At 42.8% G+C, this 18,772-nt stretch carries 17 protein-coding genes; 8 read left to right on the forward strand and 9 right to left on the reverse strand.

Annotated features, from left to right (window positions below; all coding sequences use genetic code 11):
* Positions 1 to 5 precede the first annotated feature (5 nt).
* The gene (locus A4G13_RS00525) at positions 6 to 1,463 is read left to right on the forward strand and encodes a tagaturonate reductase (protein ID WP_090654249.1); all 1,458 of its coding nucleotides are present in this window, start codon (positions 6 to 8) and stop codon (positions 1,461 to 1,463) included.
* 12 nt (positions 1,464 to 1,475) lie between these two features.
* Positions 1,476 to 2,963 (forward strand): UxaA family hydrolase, encoded by a 1,488-nt coding sequence (locus A4G13_RS00530; RefSeq protein WP_090654251.1) that lies wholly within the window; start codon positions 1,476 to 1,478, stop codon positions 2,961 to 2,963.
* An 86-nt stretch (positions 2,964 to 3,049) separates the two neighbouring features.
* Here A4G13_RS00530 and fis read toward each other — a convergent pair whose 3' ends face one another.
* From fis to A4G13_RS00575, 9 genes are all read right to left on the reverse strand, one after another.
* On the reverse strand, positions 3,050 to 3,349 hold the full coding sequence (gene fis / locus A4G13_RS00535) for a DNA-binding transcriptional regulator Fis (protein ID WP_011199710.1): 300 nt from the start codon (positions 3,347 to 3,349) through the stop codon (positions 3,050 to 3,052).
* A 6-nt stretch (positions 3,350 to 3,355) separates the two neighbouring features.
* Positions 3,356 to 4,327, reverse strand: a complete 972-nt coding sequence (gene dusB, locus A4G13_RS00540; protein WP_090654253.1) for a tRNA dihydrouridine synthase DusB — start codon at positions 4,325 to 4,327, stop codon at positions 3,356 to 3,358.
* A gap of 141 nt (positions 4,328 to 4,468) precedes the next feature.
* Entirely contained in the window at positions 4,469 to 5,350 is an 882-nt protein-coding gene (gene prmA / locus A4G13_RS00545) for a 50S ribosomal protein L11 methyltransferase (protein WP_011199712.1), read from the reverse strand.
* Positions 5,351 to 5,409: 59 nt separating this feature from the next.
* Positions 5,410 to 6,297, reverse strand: a complete 888-nt coding sequence (locus A4G13_RS00550; RefSeq protein ID WP_090654255.1) for a DMT family transporter — start codon at positions 6,295 to 6,297, stop codon at positions 5,410 to 5,412.
* A gap of 68 nt (positions 6,298 to 6,365) precedes the next feature.
* The gene (gene uxuA / locus A4G13_RS00555) at positions 6,366 to 7,550 is read right to left on the reverse strand and encodes a mannonate dehydratase (protein WP_090654256.1); all 1,185 of its coding nucleotides are present in this window, start codon (positions 7,548 to 7,550) and stop codon (positions 6,366 to 6,368) included.
* Positions 7,551 to 7,582: 32 nt separating this feature from the next.
* Positions 7,583 to 8,338: an FCD domain-containing protein gene (locus tag A4G13_RS00560; protein ID WP_011199717.1), complete on the reverse strand. Its 756-nt coding sequence runs from the start codon at positions 8,336 to 8,338 to the stop codon at positions 7,583 to 7,585.
* A gap of 2 nt (positions 8,339 to 8,340) precedes the next feature.
* A complete protein-coding gene (locus tag A4G13_RS00565) occupies positions 8,341 to 10,731 on the reverse strand; it encodes a glycoside hydrolase family 31 protein (RefSeq protein WP_090654258.1) in 2,391 nt (796 codons plus the stop codon).
* Between the two features lie 19 nt (positions 10,732 to 10,750).
* The gene (locus A4G13_RS00570) at positions 10,751 to 12,052 is read right to left on the reverse strand and encodes a TRAP transporter large permease (RefSeq protein ID WP_011199719.1); all 1,302 of its coding nucleotides are present in this window, start codon (positions 12,050 to 12,052) and stop codon (positions 10,751 to 10,753) included.
* A gap of 11 nt (positions 12,053 to 12,063) precedes the next feature.
* The gene (locus tag A4G13_RS00575) at positions 12,064 to 12,555 is read right to left on the reverse strand and encodes a TRAP transporter small permease (protein WP_011199720.1); all 492 of its coding nucleotides are present in this window, start codon (positions 12,553 to 12,555) and stop codon (positions 12,064 to 12,066) included.
* Positions 12,556 to 12,795: 240 nt separating this feature from the next.
* Here A4G13_RS00575 and A4G13_RS00580 point away from each other — a divergent pair, with 240 nt between their 5' ends.
* From A4G13_RS00580 to A4G13_RS00605, 6 genes are all read left to right on the forward strand, one after another.
* Entirely contained in the window at positions 12,796 to 13,782 is a 987-nt protein-coding gene (locus A4G13_RS00580; protein ID WP_041639555.1) for a TRAP transporter substrate-binding protein, read from the forward strand.
* Between the two features lie 62 nt (positions 13,783 to 13,844).
* The gene (locus A4G13_RS00585; protein WP_090654260.1) at positions 13,845 to 14,690 is read left to right on the forward strand and encodes an SDR family oxidoreductase; all 846 of its coding nucleotides are present in this window, start codon (positions 13,845 to 13,847) and stop codon (positions 14,688 to 14,690) included.
* 13 nt (positions 14,691 to 14,703) lie between these two features.
* Positions 14,704 to 16,107 (forward strand): glucuronate isomerase, encoded by a 1,404-nt coding sequence (gene uxaC / locus A4G13_RS00590; RefSeq protein ID WP_011199723.1) that lies wholly within the window; start codon positions 14,704 to 14,706, stop codon positions 16,105 to 16,107.
* A 10-nt stretch (positions 16,108 to 16,117) separates the two neighbouring features.
* Positions 16,118 to 17,056, forward strand: a complete 939-nt coding sequence (locus tag A4G13_RS00595; RefSeq protein WP_090654262.1) for a sugar kinase — start codon at positions 16,118 to 16,120, stop codon at positions 17,054 to 17,056.
* A gap of 48 nt (positions 17,057 to 17,104) precedes the next feature.
* Positions 17,105 to 17,743, forward strand: coding sequence for a bifunctional 4-hydroxy-2-oxoglutarate aldolase/2-dehydro-3-deoxy-phosphogluconate aldolase (locus A4G13_RS00600; RefSeq protein ID WP_090654264.1), 639 nt, complete (start codon positions 17,105 to 17,107; stop codon positions 17,741 to 17,743).
* Between the two features lie 313 nt (positions 17,744 to 18,056).
* Complete coding sequence (locus A4G13_RS00605) at positions 18,057 to 18,713, forward strand: metallophosphoesterase (RefSeq protein WP_090654266.1); 657 nt, start codon at positions 18,057 to 18,059, stop codon at positions 18,711 to 18,713.
* Positions 18,714 to 18,772: the final 59 nt, after the last annotated feature.

Consider the following 18,772-nt stretch of genomic DNA (forward strand, 5'->3'; position numbering starts at 1 on the left):
TTATTATGAAACAATTAAACAGAACTAACCACCCCGGCCGCCAACACCCAACCAAAATCATTCAATTCGGTGAAGGTAACTTCTTACGCGCCTTTATTGATTGGCAAATTGATATTCTAAATGAAAAAACGGATTTAAATGCCGGGGTGACGATTATTCGTCCGATTAATACAGATTTTCCGCCGTCATTAAATACGCAAGACGGGCTTTATACTACGATTATTCGCGGTTTAGATGAAAACGGAAATAAAGTTAAAGAAAGCCGAATTATTCGTTCGGTTAATAATGAAATTAATATTTATCAAAGTTATGACGAATATTTACAATTAGCCCATAACTTAGAAATTAAATTTATTTTTTCTAACACCACTGAAGCGGGTATTAGTTATCATGCGGACGATAAATTTGATGACCGTCCGCAAGTGAGTTATCCTGCCAAACTTACCCGTTTATTATATGAACGCTTCTCCGTGGTAAATGGTGATAAAGACAAAGGCTTTATTTTATTGCCGTGCGAATTAATTGATTACAACGGCGAACAATTAAAAGAACTGGTATTTAAATATGCCAAAGAATGGAATTTATCCGCCGAATTTATTCAATGGTTAGAGACTGCCAATACGTTCTGCTCGACTTTGGTGGATCGTATTGTTACCGGTTATCCGCGTGCTGAAGCGGCAGAATTGGAAGCGGAACTGGGCTATAAAGATACCTTCTTAGATACCGCGGAACATTTTCATTTATTTGTAATTCAAGGCCCGAAATCTTTAGCGCAATTATTGCGTTTAGACCAAGTGGATTTGAACGTATTAATTGTTGATGACATCAAACCGTACAAAGAACGCAAAGTGGCTATTTTAAACGGCGCGCATACCGCACTTGTTCCGGTAGCTTATATGGCGGGCGTGAATACGGTGGGGGAAGCTATGAATGATGCAGAACTTTGTCGTTTTGTAAAAAGCTCCATGGATAAAGAAATTATTCCTGTGCTCTCCCTACCGCAAGATGAGTTGCAGCAATTTGCCGACGCGGTGATTAAACGTTTCCAAAATCCGTTTATTCAACATCAGTTGTTATCTATTTCGTTAAATAGCATGACGAAATACCGTACTCGTAATTTGCCGCAATTGATTTCTTATGTTGAAAAATTCGGAAAATTACCACCGCACTTGACCTTTGCTTTAGCGGCGCTTATCGCTTTTTATCGCGGCGAACGGGACGGACAGGCGATTCCTTTGCAAGATGACGAACATTGGTTGGTGAATTTCAAAACCTGGTGGCGAGAACAGGCGGCGGGTGAGATTTCGTTATTCCAGCTTGTGCAGCATGTATTAAAACAACAAACGCATTGGGAACAAGATTTAACGACAATTCCTCAGTTAGTCGAAACCGTCACTCAACAGCTAGAAGCTATTTTAGAAAAAGGTATGCGCCAAGCACTTCGCAAATATTGCGCTGATTAAGCGGAGGTTGATATGAAGCAGTTTATCAAAATTCACCGGCAAGATAATGTAGCGGTCGCGTTACAGGATTTAGCCTCCTGCACATTATTAGATGTTGACGGGCAACAAATCGAATTAAAAGAGAATATCGGACGGGGACACAAGTTCGCTTTGACCGCTGTGGCTAAAAATCAGGATGTCGTTAAATACGGTTATCCGATTGGTCATGCATTACGTCATATTGAACCGGGCGAACATATCCATACGCATAATGTAAAAACCAATCTGAAAGACATTAACGATTACAAATATTTGCCGGAATTGACCGCACTTTCCGAACAAATGCCGGATCGGGAAGTGCAGATTTATCGCCGTAAAAACGGCGATATCGGCATCCGTAATGAGCTTTGGATTGTGCCGACGGTGGGTTGCGTAGTGGGTATTGCTAACTTGATTAAAAAACGTTTTATGCAACTTAACGATTTAAACGATATTGACGGCATATTCACTTTTAATCACAGTTACGGTTGCTCTCAATTAGGCGATGATCATGAAAATACCAAAACTATGCTGCAAAATATGGTGAAACACCCTAATGCGGGCGCGGTATTAGTGATTGGTTTAGGTTGTGAGAATAATCAGGTCGGTGCATTCAAAGAAAGCTTAGGCGAATATGATGAAAACCGGGTGAAATTTATGATTTCACAACATTATGATGATGAGGGTGAGCAGGGTGTTGAGTTGCTACAACAGCTTTATCGGGAAATGCGTCAAGACCGTCGCGAAACAGGCAAATTAAGCGAAGTCAAATTCGGTTTGGAATGTGGCGGTTCGGACGGTTTTTCCGGTATTACGGCAAACCCGATGTTAGGACATTTTTCCGATTATTTGATTAGTCACGGCGGTACGACCGTGCTTACCGAAGTACCGGAAATGTTCGGGGCGGAACGTATTCTGATGAGTCATTGTAAAGACGAAGAGACGTTCCAAAAAACGGTGGACATGGTGAATGATTTCAAAAAATATTTCATTGAACATAACCAACCTATTTATGAAAACCCATCCCCGGGAAACAAAGCCGGAGGAATCACTACGCTGGAAGACAAATCCCTTGGTTGTACGCAAAAAGCAGGGCATAGCCAAGTGGTTGATGTGTTGAAATATGGCGAGCGGTTAACAATTCAAGGTTTGAATTTATTAAGTGCGCCCGGTAATGATGCTGTTGCAACCAGCGCTTTAGCCGGAGCGGGTTGTCATATGGTATTGTTTTCCACCGGTCGCGGCACGCCTTACGGCGGTTTTGTCCCGACCATGAAAATTGCCACTAACAGTGAGCTCGCTCTGAAGAAAAAACATTGGATCGACTTTGATGCCGGACGTTTGGTTTATGATATGGGCATGCAGGAATTATTAAAAGATTTTATTAATTTAGTGGTTGAAATTGTAAATGGCAAACCGACGAAAAATGAAATCAACGAATTCCGCGAACTGGCTATTTTCAAAAGTGGTGTGACGCTTTAAGGAATCATAATAAAAACGACTTATTTACAACAAAAAAGCCTCTTTAACAGAGGCTTTCGTTTAAAATTTAGAACTGTTGTGAAGGACTAACCCATACCGTATTTTTTTAATTTTTTACGTAATGTACCGCGGTTGATACCTAACATAGTTGCCGCGCGAGTTTGGTTGCCGCGCGTATATTGCATAATCATGTCTAGCATTGGATGTTCAACTTCAGCTAATACTAATTCATAAAGATCATTCACGTCTTGACCATCTAATTGTGATAAATAGTTTCTTAACGCCTGTTTTACTGAGTCACGAAGTGGTTTATTAGTCACTTGAGATTGAGAATTTAATACTGATACTGTTAATGCATCAGAAGGACTACGTTGTTGCTCTAACATTGTTGTTTATCCATTGCGAATTGAATTAAAAAACTCTTCCAATGCAATTAACTGTTCTTGTGGTTCTGTTATTGCATTAAAAGTCTGTTTAAAATTGGAACTAGGTTGAATTCCTTGCAAATACCAAGCGACGTGTTTGCGTGCAATGCGATATCCTTTTTCTTCACCGTAAAATTGATGAAGCGATTGAATATGTTGCAAAATTACACCGCACTTTTCGTCCAGACTTGGTTCAAAAACTATTGAACCTGTTTCAACTAGGCTCTCCACCGATTTAAATAACCAGGGATTACCTAACGCTCCACGTCCAATCATTACCGCATCCGCCCCCGTATATTCAAGTACGGATTTAGCTTTTTCCGCTGATGTTATATCTCCGTTTGCAATAACAGGAATTGATACCTGTTGTTTTACCGCTTTAATATTGTCGTATTCGGCATTCCCCTCAAATAAGCATTCACGAGTACGTCCATGAATAGTTAATGCCTGAATACCGCTTTGTTCTGCTATTTTTGCGATTTCAACACAGTTTCGATGTTCTTTATTCCAACCCGTCCGTATTTTTAACGTCACCGGGACACTAACTGCGTTAACAACATGTTCAAGAATTTGACGCACTAAATCGGGATATTGCAATAGGGCGGAACCTGCCATTTTACGGTTTACTTTCTTGGCCGGGCATCCCATATTAATATCAATAATTTCGGCGCCGTAATCCACATTAATTTGTGCTGCTTTCGCTATTTCTTTCGGATCAGAACCTGCAATCTGAACTGCATTAATTCCTGCAGCTTGGTGATGAGCCAAGCGTAAACGGGATTTTTCCGTATGCCAAACTTGCGGATTAGTTGACATCATTTCTGAAAACGTAAGTCCGGCACCATAGGCCGCACATAATTTTCGAAACGGTTGGTCGGTAATACCTGCCATCGGAGCCAGCAAAATGCGATTTTTCAGTTGATAAGAACCAATTCGCACCTTTTCTATTCCCCTTAAAGTAGATAACACCCTTCCTCGCCCTGTATACGGCAAGGGGTGCTATAATACGCATTTTTACCCCGTTTGAAAAGCATATTTTTTATACAAATTTATAAAAAATTAGCTCTTTTAGGATTGAAATTATTTTAGTTTTCCTGTAATACGACACCATTCTTCGCGCTCAACTACCGCGTCGAGGTCAAATTTAGCCTGATAGGCTTCGCAAACCGATTCCGCTTGTGTGGCAAGAATGCCGGACAGCCCGAGATTGCCCTTTTCTTTCACTAATTCGCTGATTACCGGATACAGTTCTTTCAGCGGTCCGGCAAGAATATTGGCAACCACAACTTCCGCTTTCATATTGGCGGGTTTATCTTCGGAAAGATAAAGTTTCAGGCGATCCGCAACGCCGTTTTGTTCCGCATTATTACGGCTTGCCAGAATCGCTTGAGGATCGATATCGATACCGATAGCTTCTTTGGCACCTAATTTAAGGGCGGCGATGGCTAAAATACCTGATCCGCAGCCGAAATCGATCACAGTTTTTCCCGCAAGATCTAAACCGTCTAACCATTCTAAACAAAGCGCCGTAGTCGGATGCGTACCCGTCCCGAAAGCAAGACCCGGGTCAAGCATCACATTTACCGCATTCGGATCCGGCACTTCGCGCCAGCTCGGACAAATCCATAAACGCTTGCCGAATTGCATCGGGTGAAAATTATCCATCCATTCCCGTTCCCAATCTTTATCTTCAATTTGTTCGATTTTATAGGCGGTATTTTCATCAAGATGTCCTTCCTGTCGCAATAAACGGACAATCTGCTGCATATCGGTTTCCGCATCAAAAAGCGCAATCACATCGGTATTTCCCCACAGACGGGTTTCACCCGGTAAAGGCTCGAAAATAGGCGTGTCTTGGCTGTCCATAAAGGTTACGGACACAGAACCGATTTCCTCTAAATAATCACTAATCGTTTCCGCTTTTTCATTTGTGCTGTTTAATCTGATTTGTACCCAAGCCATTTAAAATTCCTCTCTCTAAAAAGTGCGGTGAATTTTAGCATAGTTTTGCCGGCAAGCAGCTATTCTTTGTTTGCTGACGCTTGATTTCTTAATATTGCCGGTAATCGATAAATCATTATGGCGGCAAGAATAGACAGGCAGCCGAAAGCTTTGTGAAGGGTGAGTCGTTCGTCCAGTATGAGTATGCTGAAAAATAGCGTCCATACCGGTTCAAGGATCATAATAATTGCCGCCGTGGCGACATGGCAGTATTTTTGTCCGTAGGTTTGTAGCAGCATACGAAGATTGGTGGCGATAACGAGACTGCACAGAAACCATCCCCAAGCAGTCATCGAAATGGATGTAGGCCATTGTTCAAATAGAATCGAAAGGGTTCCGCAGCATGTACCCACAATAAATAACTGAATCGTAGTGAAGGAAAGGACGGGGATGTCTCTGGCATATTGATTGTTGAGAACAAAATAGAGGGCGGCTACTAGCGAGGAAATCAGAAATATTAAACTGCCGAAAGAAAAATGTAGACCGCCTTTTCCCGACGAAAGTAAATAGAGGCCGGTAAATGCGGCGGGTAATGCGAGCCAGAATGATTTATAGGGAAGATGTCCGAATATCAACCAGGATAGTAACGGCGCAATCAACATCGACAGGCTGACCAGAAAGGCGCCCTCGCCAAAGTGGGCGCTGTTAATCAATCCTAACATCCATAACATGATATACACCGCATAACATAATCCGGCCAGGGCTGATTTAATCAGCTGCGGTTTATCGAGTTGTTTCAATTGCGGATAAGCAAGGGGGAAGAAGAAGATTGCAGCCAGGAAAAAACGTAATCCGATAAATCCTAAGGCGGGAAATTCCGTCATTGAAAATTTTGAAAAAAACCAGCCTGAAGCGGCGATAAGCGAAACGATGAAAAGGATTATTTCCCCGCGATATTTTTGTAGCATAAGGCACCTTAAAAAATTTCGAAAAAACCGACCGCACTTTTATTGTGCGGCCTAGTGTTTTTAACGGGTTATTTTTCAAAAAAGACTTTTTTCAATGCCATTTCCAAACCGCGGAATTCGGCTAAACCTTTTAAACGGCCGATTGCCGAATAGCCGGGATTGGTTTTCTTCTTCAAGTCGTCAAGCATTTGATGGCCGTGATCCGGGCGCATCGGGATTAAGCGGGTTTCACCGCTAGCTTTGCGGCGATATTCTTCCGTTAATAAAGCTTTTACCACATTAAACATGTCTACATCACCCTGCAAATGCGCCGCTTCATGGAAGGTCAACGGATTATCTTCACGGCAGGTTGAACGTAAATGCGCAAAATAAATGCGATCACCGAATTTCTCGGTCATTTTGACTAAATCATTGTCCGCCCGAACGCCGTAAGAACCGGTACACATAGTGAAACCGTTAGCCGGTAAATCGCAAGTGTCCACGTACCATTGCATATCTTCAATGGTGGAAACGATACGCGGTAAACCTAAAATCGGACGCGGAGGATCATCGGGGTGAACCGCCATTTTAATACCCACTTCCTGTGCCACAGGAATGATTTCGTTTAAGAAATATGCCAAGTGGGTACGGAATTTTTCCGGCGAAATATCTTTATAGCGATCCAGTTGGCCTTGGAATTCCTCTAAGGTGTAACCTTCTTCCGCACCGGGTAAACCGGCGATAATATTACTAGTTAATTGTCTAATATCCGCATCCGACATTTTATCAAAATAGGCTTTGGCTTGTTTTTGTTCTTCTGCAGTATAAGTTTGTTCCGCACCGGGACGTTTTAAAATATGCAGTTCGAATGCGGCAAAAGCAATTTGATCAAAACGTAACGCTTTTGAACCGTCCGGCAGTTCATAGGCAAGATCGGTACGGGTCCAGTCCAGCACCGGCATAAAGTTGTAACAAACGGTATCAATGCCGCATTGAGCAAGATTGCGTAAGGTTTGTTTATAATTTTCAATCCAGGTTTTGTAATTGCCCGTTTGGGTTTTAATTTCTTCGTGAACCGGCACACTTTCAACTACCGACCAGGTTAGCCCGGCAGCCTCGATAATTGCCTTACGTTTTTCAATTTCTTCAACCGACCAGACTTGACCGTTCGGAATATGGTGAAGGGCATTCACAATGCCGGTTGCACCCGCCTGACGAATATCGGCTAAAGAGACGGGATCATTCGGTCCGTACCAACGCCATGTTTGTTCCATAAAAACTCCTTATTTAATTAGGGTATGTTTATTTAAAGTCCGACAACAACCGGATTTACACTAAATAGGAAACCGTCAAAATCCGGATCTTCAATGTCGGATAACTCAAATAACTTTTGTTTTACGTTTTCTAAGTGCTGCCACATTGCTTTTTTTGCAAGTGCGGGATTTTTTCGTTGAATGCCGTTTAAAATATTCTGATGATCCTGAAGCCAGGATTTACGGTATTCCTGATCAGTAATATGGGCATGTAATCCCTGCCACATGGATGACTTCGTCCGATATTTCCAGAGCTCCTTTTGCAATTTAATCAGAATTTCATTTTGTGTAATTTCGGCAATCGCACTATGAAACTCTTCATCGGCAGTATAATCTTTGTCGTCTTCGGCTAAGGTCATTCGTTCTTTATTCAGGATTTCTTTCAATCTTAAAATATCGCTACGAGTGGCTTGAATGGCGGCGAATTCCGCAATACCGCTTTCTAATAACTGTCTTGCCTGTAAAAGTTCAAACGGTCCGACGTCTTCATAAGTGTCATCCTGATTTTCTTCCGATGTCAGGGGCATATTGATAACATATACGCCCGAACCTTTTCGCACTTCCACTAAATTTTCCAATTCAAGCATAATGATAGCCTCACGAACCACTGTGCGACTGACATTCATTTTTTCTGCGAGATCTCGCTCAGGCGGTAATCTTTCACCTATTTGGTAAAGACCGTCAATTAGTTCCTGTTTTAAGATTGAACCGATTTTTTTATATGAGCGTAATTCTGCATTATCCGTCATTTTTAACTCTCTTTAATATCTCCTAAACTTAATTCCGTACCGGATTTAAATACTTTGCCGTTAACAGTCAACGGTCTGGTTTCGGTCTCCGGTAAAGTAATTTTTAACGCATTATAAGCAGGTGTCCAGGTCCCTTGTTTTTGAATGTTTAAATTAACGCTATCTTTGTTACAACTTAATTTCAGCGTTAATTGTAAGTAGCCGTTATGTTGATATCGATAGGTTTCGCCATCGTCATCAAAAATCGTTGATGCGGCCTCGCCTTCCCGAATAAACGGAAAGACCAGTAATTCTCTAGAAGTATCTTGTTTTGCACAACTATAAGCCGTTCTTTCCGATAACGGTAAGATTGCCCCCGCTTTTACAAATAACGGAAGTCGTTCCAGCGGCGCACCGACGGTCACGGTCTGACCCGCCTCATAATAAGTATGGGCATGGAAATCATACCAACCGGCATTATTTTGCGGTAAGTAAACTTCGCGTTGATGTTGACCTTTTTCCACTACCGAAGCCACTAATAAATCTTTCCCGAATAGGTAGTCGTCGGTTTCCTCATAGGTCTTCATATCATGTTCGTGATCTAAGAATGTCGGGCGCAACATAGGTTCAAGATCCTGATGAGATTGCCAGAACGCATTGTAAATATACGGCATCAACTTATAACGTAATTTAATTGTATCACGAATAATATTGGTTACAGCGGGGTACATCCAAGGCTCATTTACGGTTTTGTCATCGTTCCAGGAATGGATGGTAAAGCGCGGATGCATTATACCGTTTTGAACCCAGCGAACGAATAATTCGGGTTCCGGTTTGTCTCCGGAAAAACCGCCCACATCATGACCGACATTATATAGCCCGGATAAACTCATACCTAATCCCATGCGAATGTTATAACGTAAGGTCGTCCAGTTGGTTCTGTTATCCCCCGACCAGGTTTGCACGTAGCGGTTCATACCGGCACAGCCGGAACGGGAAATCAGATACGGACGCTGATGAGGCGCAAACTCTTTTTGCGCCTCATAAGAGGCTTTCATCATTAATAGCGGATGTAACGGACGGATGAGTTTTATCGGCGTTTCTTTGCCGAAACCGACGCATTTTGCGTTGTCATCCCAAATTTCAAACTCATTGTTATCGTTCCAGGTTGAACCGATACCGCGTTCTAACAGCTGTTCTTTAACATTATCTTTCCACCATTGTACGGTTGCGGGATTGGTGAAATCTAAATGCGAGCCTTCATCGTCCCAGAATACGGAACGCTCGGGTAGCTCGCTTTCGGAATCTTTAATAAATAAACCGAGTTCCTGGGCTTCTTTATATCGCGGGTGATCTTGCAGCATGCAAGGTTTGATATTGGCCGCCAATCGCATTCCCGCATCACGGAAGTAGCCCGACATTTTCAACGGTTCCGGAATTTTTTCGTAGTTCCAGTTAAATACGTAACGTTTGCCGTTAATTGAGGTGTAACCCGATGATAGTTGGAATGAATCGCAGGGGATATCATGTTCTTTACATAGGTCTACGAATTTTTTAAGTTGCTCTTGGGCATCCTCCGCATCCGTATAGCTCATAGTGGAACCGCTATAACCGAGTCCCCAGCGAGGACCAAAAATAGTGCCGCCGGTAAGTGCGGTGTATTTTTTGGTTACTTCTAACGTGCTTGGGCCGAGAATAACGTAGTAGTCCATATCCCCGTCTTCCGCGCGATAACTTTTATAAGCGATATGGTAGTTATCCAGCTCGTTGCCTAAATCAAACCAGCATTGGGCGAGATTATCGTAATAAATTCCGTAGCTGACGTCATTCTTGCGGGTGATATAGAAAGGGACGTGCTTGTAAAGCGGATCGGTTTTTTCCGCGTTGTAACCCATGGCGTCGAGATTACGCATTTCGAAACGACGGCCTTTACGGTTTAAGTCGCCGGCTTTTTCTCCTAAACCATAGCAATTTTCGTCAAGGCTGCGCTCAATGAAATGGGAAATTTTATTATTATTTATGCCGAATAAGTAAGCTCCGGTTTTACGCTCCTGAATTAATGGCAACCAGTTACCGTCTTTATTGTATTGCCATTCAAGAGTAAGCGGTTGGTGAACGCGGACTTTTAATTTTTCGGTGACAACTTCAATAACATCATGCTCAAAGTTTAATTGATAAGTAGGCAACGAAAAACCTTCCGTTGAAAAACGTTCTCTTCCTGCAAAAGGCACATCCTCACAATTCGGAGAAATGGCCCAAGTGCGGTCTAATTTGAAGGAATTTTTGCGTGTGAACGCAACCCGGATAATATCCTGTTCCAGTACGAAAAGATGCAAAACATAATCCCGTTCGCATTGAATATCAATCCGGTTGCCTTCCTGTTTTAAAAACTTAGCCTGTTTTAATGTTTTCATGACATATATCCTTTTTTAATCAATAGCCGAGTAATGTTTGTGGCAACCATAAGCTTAATTGCGGCAGGAATGTTACAAGGAATAGGGTTAAAATCAGTATTGCATAGAAAGGAAGCAACGGTTTAATGACTTTATCAATTTTTACGCCGGCTACGGAACAGCCGACGAACAGCGTTGAACCCACAGGCGGCGTGCAGATACCGATTGATAAGTTAAATGCCATTAAAATACCGAAATGTACCGGATCCATACCTAATTCGGTCACGATTGGTAAAAAAATCGGGGTGAAAATTAATAATGCGGGAGTCATATCCATAAAGGTACCCACGATTAATAACGTTAAGTTGATAATTAATAAAATAACAATAGGATTTTCCGAAACGCTTAATAAGGCATCACTGATGGTATAAGGAATATCCGCATTCGCCATCGCCCAGGACATACCCATGGATGCGCCGATTAATAACAATACAATTGAAGTTGTGGTCATGGCATCAAGGATAATCTGCGGTAATTCTTTCAGTGAAATTTCCTTATAGATAACCATGGAAAGAATCAGAGTATAAACAACGGCAATGGCGGAAGCTTCCGTAGCGGTAAAAATGCCGGCAATGATACCGCCGATGATGACGACGACTAGTCCTAAACTCGGTAATGCATCTAAAGTGCGATGAGTCACTTCTTTAAAGGTCGGTTTCGGTGAAACGGGATATTTATTTTTCTTCGCAATAAAGTAGGCGATGATCATGATCCCTAAACCCATTAAAATCCCCGGAATGTAACCCGCTAAGAATAATGCGCCGATTGAGGTACCGCCGGAAATCAGAGAGTAAACGATGAAGGTATTACTCGGGGGAATCAATAAGCCTGTCGGTGAAGAGGTAATATTTACCGCGGCGGAAAATGCCGGATCATAACCTTCTTTCTTTTGCAGCGGAGCCATTGTCCCGCCCACTGCAGCCGCCGCCGCGACCGCCGAACCGGAAATTGAGCCGAACATCATGTTGGCCAACACATTTACATGGGCTAAAGAACCGGGTAAGCGTCCGCCCAATACTTTGGCAAATTCAATAAGACGTAATGCGATACCGCCTCGGTTCATAATATTACCCGCCAGAATAAAGAAGGGAATAGCAAGCAACGAGAAACTGTCTAAACCGGAGGCCATTTTTTGCGAAATTACCGCAATGGCCGCATCAAAAGGAATTGCCAGCATAATGGTAATTAATGATGACACGCCAATGGCAAAAGAAATTGGTACACCAATAGCCAGTAACAAGAAAAAACTACCGGCTAAAGTGATAATTGTTGTCCATTCCATATAAGGCTCCTTTAATTTTGCGCTGAAAGTTGACGGAGTTCGGCGAATAAATCTCTTGCCGAAAATATAAGCATAAAGAATCCGCTAACGGGTAGAGCAAGATAAACCAGCCCCATTTGAATACCCAGAACGGGAGAGATCTGACCTGCGGCAATAGTATCGAGTACCAGTTTCATACCACCGTAGCACATGATCACCGTAATAAAAAATATACTGATTAGATTAATAATGAGTTGAAGAAAAGCGTACTTTTTAGGCGAAGCTTCGAGTTTCATTAATAATAAATCAATGGCGAGATGTTTCTTTTTTCCTAACCCGTAAGCGGCACCGACCAGCCCTACCCAAATAAACAGGAAGCGAGCGAGTTCATCCGTGACGGTACTCGGTGCGTTCAATACATAACGTGAAAAAACCTGCCATACGACGGAAATAACCAGCGCAATACATAGTACGACACAGAAAACGGCTAAAATGCGCTCTAACAGAGAAATGAACTTAGTCATAATCTTCTCCTTAAAGATTAATCATTATTTACGAAATTTATTCTTAAATTGGTAAACCAATATACTGTTTTTATAGAAAAATAATATTTATTTTTTGTTGTTTTTGTCTGTTTTGTGATCTTATTCACAGTTTTAAATAAAAGATATAGAGCCAATTATTATTTTGGTATACCATTTGCCGCAAATGATAGGAGGAAAACTATCGACATCCCACCCATTCTTTGTATGGAGAACCTACATATGTTTATGAAGAAGAAAGTACTTACGTTAGCAATTAGCGGTTTACTGGCGGCAACCGTGTCTTTTTCGGTATCGGCGAAAACGACGCTGAAATTAAGCCACAATAATGACAAAACCCACCCGGTGCATATTTCTATGCAAGCCATGGCTGACGAAGTTAAAAAATTAACCGACGGCGAAGTGGTTATCCGTATTTACCCTAACAGTCAATTAGGCAACCAACGGGAATCAATGGAATTAATTCAGTCGGGCTCCCTTGATATGGCGAAATCCAACGCCAGCGAACTGGAAGCGTTTGAACCGATATATGGCGCATTTAACGTTCCGTACTTATTTAAAGATTCTGAACATTATTATAAGGTCTTACGGGATCCTGAAATCGGTGGAAAAATCTTGGATTCCACAAAAGGCAAAGGATTTATCGGTTTAACTTATTATGATGCCGGTTCCCGCAGTTTTTATGCGAAGAAACCAATTAAAACTCCGGCCGATTTAAAAGGACTGAAAGTACGCGTACAACCGAGCCCAAGCGCATTGGAAATGATGAAATTAATGGGGGCGTCGGCTACACCGTTGGCATTCGGCGAACTTTATACCGCGCTCCAACAAGGCGTTGTTGATGCCGCCGAAAATAATCCGACCGCTTTGACTTTAATGCGTCACGGTGAAGTGGCAAAATTTTATAGTGAAGATGAACACACGATTATTCCGGATGTTCTGTTAATCAGTGAAAAATCCTGGGGTAAATTAACGCCGGAACAACAAAAAATTGTGAAAGAGGCGGCGGATAATTCCATGATGAGTCATAAAGATCTTTGGGCTAAAGCTACTGAAGAAGAAATTCAAAAAGCAAAAGATACGATGGGAGTAGAATTCGTTAAAGTGGATAAACAACCGTTCGTTGATGCGGTAAAACCAATGCATGATAAAGCGCTTGCGGATCCGGTTATCGGACCGATTGTGCAAAAAATTGATGCGGCACGATAATAATGAACGATTAGGGCATGATAACCATGCCCTTTAATTTTTGGTATATGGAGAAAGATAAAATGACATTGGCAAAAAAACATAATTTTAAAGATAAAGTAGTGGTGATTACAGGAGCCGGCGGTGTACTTTGCGCCTATTTTGCAAAAGAGATTGCCAAAACCGGGGCGAAAGTGGCGTTACTCGATATTAACCTTGAATCCGCCCAAAAATTTGCCGACGAAATCAATGCCCAAGGTTATATCGCAAAAGCTTATAAAACAAACGTATTGGAATTAGACAGTATCAAACAAACCCGTGATGCCATTGCAGCCGATTTCGGGACCTGTGATATTTTGATTAACGGCGCCGGAGGTAATAATCCGAAAGCCACCACGGACAATGAATTTCACGAGCTGGATTTGCCGCCGACGACCAAATCCTTCTTCGATTTGGACAAATCGGGTATTGAGTTTGTTTTTAATTTAAATTATTTAGGTACATTGCTGCCGACACAGGTATTTGCCAAAGATATGGTGGGTAAAAAAGCCGCAAATATTATCAATATTTCCAGCATGAACGCTTATACGCCGTTAACGAAAATTCCGGCTTATTCCGGTGCTAAAGCCGCAATCAGCAACTTTACCCAATGGCTTGCCGTTCACTTTTCCCATGTAGGTATTCGTTGTAACGCCATTGCGCCGGGATTTTTGGTAAGCAACCAAAATCGCGCGTTATTATTTGACGAACAAGGTAATCCTACCGCTCGGGCGCATAAAATTCTGACTAACACCCCGATGGGACGTTTTGGTGAAGCGAAGGAATTAATGGGCGGTATTTTATTTTTGATGGATGAAGAATACGCCAGCTTTATTAATGGTGTCGTATTGCCGATTGACGGCGGTTTTTCCGCTTACAGCGGCGTTTAAGGAGGATCTCCCCGTGAAACAATTTATGGATGAGGATTTTTTGCTGTCTAATGATGTAGCCCGTACGCTCTATTATGATTACGCAAAAGATCAGCCGATTTTTGACTATCACTGTCATTTACCGCCGAAAGAAATTGCGGAGAATCGCCAATTTAAAGATTTGACTGAAATCTGGTTAGCCGGTGACCATTATAAATGGCGAGCTATGCGGTCTGCGGGAGTTGATGAGAATCTGATTACAGGAAACGCCTCAAATTACGAGAAATATCAGGCCTGGGCCAAAACCGTTCCCTTATGTATCGGTAACCCTATTTACCATTGGACGCATTTGGAACTGCGTCGTCCTTTTGGTATTACCAATACCTTATTTAATCCGCAAAGTGCGGATAAAATCTGGCAAGAATGTAACGAATTATTACAACAACCGGAATTTTCCGCCCGCGGAATCATGCGGCAAATGAATGTGAAATTTTCCGGTACGACGGATGATCCGATAGACAGTCTTGAGTACCATAAAGCTATAGCGGAGGACCGTGATTTTGATATTGAAGTGGCGCCGAGTTGGCGACCGGATAAAGCGGTAAAAATCGAATTGCCGCAATTCAATGACTATATCAAGCAGTTGGAACAGGTCTCCGATACGGAAATTAACGGTTTCGATTCATTGAAAAAAGCCTTATCCAAACGTCTGGATCACTTTGATAAACGGGGTTGTAAATCTGCCGATCAGGGTATGGAAATCGTACGTTTTGCACCCGTTCCCGATGAAAAAGAGCTGGATCGGATTTTGCAATTGCGTCGTAATGAGCAACCTTTAACGGAATTACAAATTTCCCAATTTTCGACCGCACTTTTGGTATGGTTAGGTGCCGAATACTGTAAACGCAACTGGGTTATGCAAATGCATATCGGCGCTCTGCGCAACAATAATACCCGAATGTTCAAATTGCTTGGTGCGGACAGCGGTTTTGATTCCATTGCCGATCGCACTTTTGCCGAACAGCTTTCCCGTTTATTGGATGCGATGGATCAAAACAACCAATTGCCTAAAACTATTCTGTATTGTTTAAATCCCCGCGATAATGAAATGATTGCTACCATGATTGGTAATTTCCAAACCGGCGGTATAGCCGGAAAAATCCAGTTCGGTTCCGGTTGGTGGTTTAACGATCAGAAAGACGGTATGGAACGTCAATTACAGCAACTTTCACAACTTGGCTTACTTAGCCAGTTTGTGGGGATGCTGACGGATTCGCGCAGTTTCTTATCCTATACCCGTCATGAATATTTCCGTCGGATCCTTTGTGAAATGATAGGTCGATGGGTAGTCAACGGCGAAGCGCCTAACGATATGAATTTACTGGGAAATATGGTGAAAAATATTTGTTTTGATAATGCCAAAGCTTACTTTAAATGAGGGATAATCTATGAAAAACCTCACCCTAATCGGTGAATGCATGATAGAGCTCAACGGTGAGCCGTTCGGTGTAATGCGTCAGACTTACGGCGGCGATACTCTGAATACGGCAACCTATGCGGCACGGGTCGCTTCACCGGAAAAACTTAATGTCGGTTATGTGTCTGCGCTGGGTACGGACAAACTCAGCCAAGGGATGATTGAGCGCTGGCAAGCGGACGGGATAAATACGGATCTAGTATTGCGGGATGAAAAGCGTTCGGCCGGTTTGTATTTAATTCAATTGGATAAACAAGGCGAGCGCACGTTTTTATATTGGCGTAATCAATCCGCCGCCCGTTATTTATTGCAACACCCCGATTATAATCGGGTTTTATCGGCATTAAAAAATACGGATATGATTTATCTAAGCGGTATAAGTCTGGCAATCTTGCCGGAAAACGACCGCACTTTACTGATTGAACAGCTCGGCGAGTTAAAAAAATCCGGGTTGGAAATCGCGTTTGATAGCAACTTCCGTCCGGCACTTTGGGACAGTCGGGAACAAGCACAGAACTGTTATAAAGCCTTGTTGCCGTTGGTAGATGTGGCATTAGTCACCTTTGATGACGAAGCCATGTTGTGGGCGGATAACGACGAACAAGTCACCATTGCGCGTTTATCCTCATTTAATATTCCGAAAATCATCGTAAAACAAGGCAGCCTTGGTGCAACCATATGTGAAAAGGGCAAGCAAACCTTTGTGCCGACTATTCCGGTCGAACATGTCGTGGATACCACTTCGGCGGGCGATTCGTTTAACGCCGGTTTTCTGGTGGGCTATTTGCAGGGTAAACCGCTTGATGAGTGCTGTAAACAAGGCAATCAATTAGCGGGTATTGTGATTCAACATCAGGGGGCGATTATTGAAAAATCCGCCACCGAACACTTACGCAATGCATTTGCTTAAACCAACGGGCGTTAACATTCCCTTTTTAAAATTAAAGGTAAAGAAATTATGGCTTATATAACCGAACAGATTATTGAAAAATTCAGCGCATTAAAAGTGATACCGGTGATTGCGGTAGAGGAGGCGCAGGATATTATTCCGTTAGTGAAAACCTTATCGGAAAACGGTTTACCGGTGGCGGAAATCACTTTTCGCTCGGCGGCGGGTGAGGAAGCCATTCGCTTAACCCGCCAACATTTTCCCGATGTACTGATTGCCGCCGGCACGGTATTGACCCCGGCGCAGGTGGTGGCGGCCAAGAATGCCGGGGCGGATTGTATCGTCACGCCGGGCTTCAACCCGAATATTGTCAAGCTGTGTCAGCAATTAGAGTTGCCGATTACGCCGGGAGTTAATAATCCGACGGCGATTGAAGCGGCGTTGGAACTGGGTATTAATGCCGTTAAATTTTTCCCGGCGGAAGCCAGTGGCGGGGTGAAAATGATAAAAGCGCTGCTCGGTCCTTACGCGAACCTGCAAATCATGCCGACAGGCGGCATCGGCCCGGCAAATATTAAAGACTACCTTGCTATTCCTAATGTAGTGGCTTGCGGCGGTTCTTGGTTTGTAGATAAAGACTTGATTAAAGGGAAAAACTGGGCTGAAATCGGACGTCTGGTGCGGGAAGCGGTTGAACTGGTTCGTTAAACCTATTGCAAAAACAGCGAAAAAACGACCGCACTTTTGGGGCCACCGATGGAATTACCGATGGAATTTAAGTGGGTTACGTTTCAAAATCTCCGGTAAAAGTTAAATAGATCTCAATGAATGTGGCTAGTAAAGTGCGGTCGGTTTTGGCGGAGTTTCTCTCATTTTGGTAAAATAGAAATTGTCCGCTTGACGCGTATTAAAAATGAATCGGCTCTAATGTGATTTTCTGCAGTTCTGTCGGGAATAATAGTCAGAGTGTAATATTGCGACGTTTACCGGACTTTTATGCAACCAATTGTTAGGAGGCGGTATGACTCGACGGGATTATGAAAAAATCGACGGTTCTGCCTATGCCAATATTTATGCGGTCGGCGATTTGCACGGTTGCTACGAATTATTTATGCGCGAACTCGAATCGGTTAAATTCGATACCGCCCGGGATCTGGTTATTTCTGTGGGCGACCTGATTGATCGCGGTCCGCACAGCCTGTCCTGTTTGCGGTTAATTCGTAATTCCTGGTTTAAAGCGGTGAAAGGCAACCATGAATGCATGGCTATTGAGGGTTTGCTGGGGCAAGACGAGCATTATCAACGGCTATGGCTATATAACGCGGGAGACTGGGTTTTATCTTTAAATCCGACCGAACGAGCCGAAGTACTGGATTTACTTAAATTTTGTGCTGGCTTGCCGTTGGTTATCGAACTTAACGATGAGGGGTTTAAAACCGTTATCGCTCATGCTGATTATCCTTATGATCAATACCGTTTTGGTCGGTCTTTGACGCAGGAACAGGCAGTATGGGAGCGCAGACGGATTGAAATGCGTGACGAAACGGAAATCAAGGGCGCGGATGCATTCATATTTGGTCATACTCCGCTGAAACGGGTGATGCAGCTGGGCAATCGCCTGTATATTGATACCGGTGCCGTATTTTTCGGCAATCTGACGTTGCTCAGGTTGAAATAACTATGTGCAAAAACGGCGCTAAAAACGACCGCACTTGTAATTTTTTTCCTTTAAAAGAG

Origin of the sequence: Basfia succiniciproducens, assembly GCF_011455875.1 — a bacterium.
In the GTDB taxonomy this organism is placed as follows: Bacteria; Pseudomonadota; Gammaproteobacteria; order Enterobacterales; family Pasteurellaceae; genus Basfia; species Basfia succiniciproducens.

What these genes read in the sequence shown, in the direction of transcription:
- A4G13_RS00530 (WP_090654251.1), top strand. Translation starts at nt 1,476, where the DNA reads ATGAAGCAGTTTATCAAAATTCACCGGCAAGATAATGTAGCGGTCGCG.
- A4G13_RS00560 (WP_011199717.1), bottom strand. Translation starts at nt 8,338, where the DNA reads ATGACGGATAATGCAGAATTACGCTCATATAAAAAAATCGGTTCAATC.
- A4G13_RS00570 (WP_011199719.1), bottom strand. Translation starts at nt 12,052, where the DNA reads ATGGAATGGACAACAATTATCACTTTAGCCGGTAGTTTTTTCTTGTTA.
- prmA (WP_011199712.1), bottom strand. Translation starts at nt 5,350, where the DNA reads ATGGCTTGGGTACAAATCAGATTAAACAGCACAAATGAAAAAGCGGAA.
- A4G13_RS00605 (WP_090654266.1), top strand. Translation starts at nt 18,057, where the DNA reads ATGACTCGACGGGATTATGAAAAAATCGACGGTTCTGCCTATGCCAAT.
- A4G13_RS00585 (WP_090654260.1), top strand. Translation starts at nt 13,845, where the DNA reads ATGACATTGGCAAAAAAACATAATTTTAAAGATAAAGTAGTGGTGATT.
- A4G13_RS00575 (WP_011199720.1), bottom strand. Translation starts at nt 12,555, where the DNA reads ATGACTAAGTTCATTTCTCTGTTAGAGCGCATTTTAGCCGTTTTCTGT.
- A4G13_RS00595 (WP_090654262.1), top strand. Translation starts at nt 16,118, where the DNA reads ATGAAAAACCTCACCCTAATCGGTGAATGCATGATAGAGCTCAACGGT.
- fis (WP_011199710.1), bottom strand. Translation starts at nt 3,349, where the DNA reads ATGTTAGAGCAACAACGTAGTCCTTCTGATGCATTAACAGTATCAGTA.
- A4G13_RS00600 (WP_090654264.1), top strand. Translation starts at nt 17,105, where the DNA reads ATGGCTTATATAACCGAACAGATTATTGAAAAATTCAGCGCATTAAAA.
- A4G13_RS00550 (WP_090654255.1), bottom strand. Translation starts at nt 6,297, where the DNA reads ATGCTACAAAAATATCGCGGGGAAATAATCCTTTTCATCGTTTCGCTT.
- uxuA (WP_090654256.1), bottom strand. Translation starts at nt 7,550, where the DNA reads ATGGAACAAACATGGCGTTGGTACGGACCGAATGATCCCGTCTCTTTA.
- A4G13_RS00565 (WP_090654258.1), bottom strand. Translation starts at nt 10,731, where the DNA reads ATGAAAACATTAAAACAGGCTAAGTTTTTAAAACAGGAAGGCAACCGG.
- A4G13_RS00525 (WP_090654249.1), top strand. Translation starts at nt 6, where the DNA reads ATGAAACAATTAAACAGAACTAACCACCCCGGCCGCCAACACCCAACC.
- A4G13_RS00580 (WP_041639555.1), top strand. Translation starts at nt 12,796, where the DNA reads ATGTTTATGAAGAAGAAAGTACTTACGTTAGCAATTAGCGGTTTACTG.